We start from the raw sequence: 3,680 nt of genomic DNA, 5'->3' as shown, positions 1-3,680 counted from the left end.
ACTAGAGGCACTTGGATGAATAACTTAGTTTATAACATTCACTTGTTAACAGGAAAAATATCGCAACCAGGTAATGGGCCATTTTCGTTAACAGGTCAACCTTCTGCTTGTGGAACAGCTCGTGAAGTAGGAACATTTACCCATAAATTACCAAAAGGCGTCGTAATGAATGCTAAACACAGAGAGTTGGCAGCCAAAATTTGGAAAGTGCCCGTAGAACGGATTCCATCAAAACCAACCTATCATGCTACTGAAATGTTTAGAGCGGTTGATCGTGGCGATATTAAATTTATTTGGACCCAAGCCACAAATCCTTTGGTGTCCTTGCCAAAAACGAGCCGCTATCGTCCAGCAATGGAAAAAAAATCATGCTTTGTGGTTGTTTCTGACGTGTTTCCAACACCAACCTCAGATGTTGCCGATGTTATTTTACCAGCATCATGGCACATTGAAAAAAGTGGACTATACGGTAACTCCGAACGCAGAACCCAACATTGGGACAAAATGGTTGAAGGGCCAGGTGATACTACACCAGATGCGTGGATGTTTATTGAGGTTGCAAAACGTATGGGCTATGGCGATTTATTTCCTTACAGTAAAGAAAATCATGTGGAAGAAATTTATAACGAATACCGACAATTTCATGAAGGAGCAAAACATGGTATGGCTCCTTTAGAAGTTTTAAAGAAAGAATCTGGAGCTATTTGGCCGTATGTAAACGGAAAATCCACCCAGTGGCGTTTCAATGCAAAATACGATCCAGCTTGTTCTAACGGGGAGGATTTTGATTTTTACGGAAAACCAGATGGAAGAGCGGTAATATGGCAACGCCCATACGAACCAGCACCAGAAGTGCCAGATAGCGAATACCCATTTTGGTTAAATACGGGTCGGGTAATCGAGCATTGGCACACAGGGTCTATGACTCGCAGAATTCCTGTATTGCACAAAGCGATGCCACATGCATATGTGGAATTTCATCCAGAAGATGCCAAGGCTTTGGGTGTTAGAAATGGTGAAAATATAAAAGTAACCTCGAGACGTGGTTCGTGTATATTACCAGCTTCGATAAACGAGAGAGGCTTGCCAACCAAAGGGCAGGTTTTTGTGCCTTTCTTTGATGAAAATATGTTGATTAATGATGTAACGCTTGATGCTTTTTGTCCGATTTCAAAAGAACCAGATTATAAAAAATGTGCTGTTAAAGTTGAAAAAGCTTAGAATATGAAAAAAAGACTCGGAATCATATCGCTTTTTATATTGCTTTTTATTGCTTTTATTATAGTTTGGAATTTTAGTTATCAAGTGGGTTTAGAAGAAGGTTATGTTCCTGTTGAAAAAACAGCAACTCATACCTATATTCCATCTGAGAGTGGTGTTTTTGAACGTTCGGAGTTTGCACAAGAATATGCCAATATGCCCATTGATGCCAATCATCAACGGACTTTAGACACATATTATGACAACAGAGCATATCATGGAGCACCGCCAAGTATTCCACATCCTGTTAAAAATGAAAGAAGTTTGGGCGGTAATACCTGTTTACAATGTCATCAAAATGGTGGTTTTGTAAAACAATTTGATGCTTACGCACCTGTAACCCCGCATCCAGAAATGGTTAATTGTAGACAATGTCATGTGGCTCAAAATAGTAATACGCTTTTTAAATCGGTCAATTTAGCAAAAGTATATGCTCCAAAAGTGGGCGTTAATAATGCGTTAATTGGAACACCTCCTATGATTCCGCATCAAATACAAATGCGCGAGAATTGTTTGTCTTGTCACGCTGGTCCTGCGGCACCTAAAGAAATTAGGGTAACACATCCAGAGCGTATTAACTGCAGGCAATGTCATGTGCCAACAGATCGCGTAGTTTCAGAAATTATGCCTTTTACAAGAACTAATAGTAATGATAATGAATAGAAAAAACGACATATATATATTAGCTTGTTTGTTTGTTTCAGTATTTTTTTCGTGCAAACATGGTGAAGGCGAATACCATAGTCTTCATGATAAAATTCAAGCTGAAAGTAAAATTCATCAAGATTCAACGTTGTCTTCCGAAGCTTTTTTTAATCATATTAAAACTATAGAAATTACAGAAGGCGAACATACTTTTTTAATCCCCGAGCGTAAAAGTCAAATAAAATCATTTGCATGTATTGAATGTCATACCGAACCACTAGATAAATTAAAAAGTAAGGATATTAAAAAAGCACATTGGGATATTACTTTGTCACACGCCAATAGCAACACCATGAATTGCGCGACTTGTCATAATGCAAATGATATGAATAATCTCAATACGCTAACTGGTATTCAAGTAGATTTTAATTCGAGTTATAAGTTATGTGCACAATGCCACTCTTCGCAATTTGAAGACTGGAAAGGTGGCGCACATGGTAAGCGTATTGGAGGTTGGGCACCACCACGAGCATCTTTTACTTGTGTTAATTGCCATAATCCGCATAGCCCAAGTATTGAGTCCAGATGGCCATCACGATTTAATACAGAACAAATTGATGACCCACACGAAGGTTTAGAGCACTAAAAATTTAAGGTATGAGCGATAATAAAAAATGGTATTCATTAGATTTGAATTTCAAAAAGAAAAAAGAACCTTCAGAATCTTGCGGATGTGGAAAAACATCTGGAGGTTGCGGAAGCCATAATAAAGAGATGGATGAGGATGCTTTTTTTGAAGCTGCTGTTAATGCTTCCATTGGAGACGAAGTGAAAAAAGATGGTTTTGAGCAAGTATTTGATGTTAAAATGGATAGACGTACAGCCTTTAAAAAATTAACGGCTAGTTTGCTTATTGGAGCAGGTGCGGTAAGTACGTCTTGTAGCGTGGTTACAGGTGATGATACCAAAGAAAAAGCACAAATAGATTGGGAAGAGCAGTTTAAAGGTAACTATAAACTGATGAGTGATGAAGAAAAAAGCGGAACTGTTGAACGCTTAATGCGCTCTTACGAATTACGTACCGGGAAAAACATTAGCATGACTGCCGAAAATGCTAAAGAGGATGTACTTTTTGGTTATGCTTTTAATATCTCGAAATGCCAAGGCTATATGGATTGTGTTAATGCGTGTATTGAAGAGAATAATCAAGATAGAGATTCTCAAATGCAATACATTCGAATTCATGAAATGAAAGATGGTGAAGGCTTTAAGTTTAATGAAGCTGATGATAATTATTACCATGAAGTGCCAGCAGAAGGTCATTTTTACATGGGAACTCAATGTTTCCATTGTGATAATCCACCGTGTGTTGAAGTGTGTCCGGTATCGGCAACTTGGAGAGAAGATGATGGTTTGGTAGTTATTGATTACGATTGGTGCGTGGGATGCCGTTATTGTATGGCAGCTTGCCCTTATGACGGTAGACGTTTTAATTGGAGTACACCTGAGGTTCCTGAAAATGAAATTAATAAAAATCAGCATTATTTAGGGAATAGAATGCGTAAAAAAGGGGTGATGGAAAAATGTACATTTTGTGTACAGCGTTCTAGAAAAGGACAAAATCCTGCCTGTGTTGAAGCATGCCCTACGGGTGCGCGGATATTCGGGAATTTATTGGACCCGAATAGCACGATTAGATGGGTATTGGAGAATAAAAAAGTATTTAGGCTTAAAGAGGATTTGGGTACAGAGCCTAAGTTCTGGTATTTTATGGA

The 3,680-nt window shown here is 38.3% G+C and carries 4 protein-coding genes; all 4 read left to right on the top strand.

Annotation, left to right across the window (positions count from 1 at the left end):
• Nucleotides 1-1,221: molybdopterin-dependent oxidoreductase (locus AADI82_RS14415; RefSeq protein ID WP_341217118.1), on the top strand; the 1,221-nt coding region annotated here is incomplete at its 5' end.
• A gap of 3 nt (nucleotides 1,222-1,224) precedes the next feature.
• A complete protein-coding gene (locus tag AADI82_RS14410; RefSeq protein ID WP_341217117.1) occupies nucleotides 1,225-1,923 on the top strand; it encodes a nitrate reductase cytochrome c-type subunit in 699 nt (232 codons plus the stop codon).
• Nucleotides 1,916-2,551, top strand: a complete 636-nt coding sequence (locus AADI82_RS14405; RefSeq protein WP_341217116.1) for a cytochrome c3 family protein — start codon at nucleotides 1,916-1,918, stop codon at nucleotides 2,549-2,551. The genes AADI82_RS14410 and AADI82_RS14405 overlap by 8 nt, the downstream gene beginning before the upstream one ends.
• 11 nt (nucleotides 2,552-2,562) lie before the next feature.
• A partial coding sequence (locus AADI82_RS14400; protein WP_341217115.1) for a 4Fe-4S dicluster domain-containing protein occupies nucleotides 2,563-3,680 on the top strand: 1,118 nt, incomplete at its 3' end.

The organism is uncultured Wocania sp. (genome assembly GCF_964021735.1).
In the GTDB taxonomy this organism is placed as follows: domain Bacteria; phylum Bacteroidota; class Bacteroidia; order Flavobacteriales; family Flavobacteriaceae; genus Wocania_A.
This window is presented reverse-complemented; position numbering and strand designations above follow the sequence as displayed.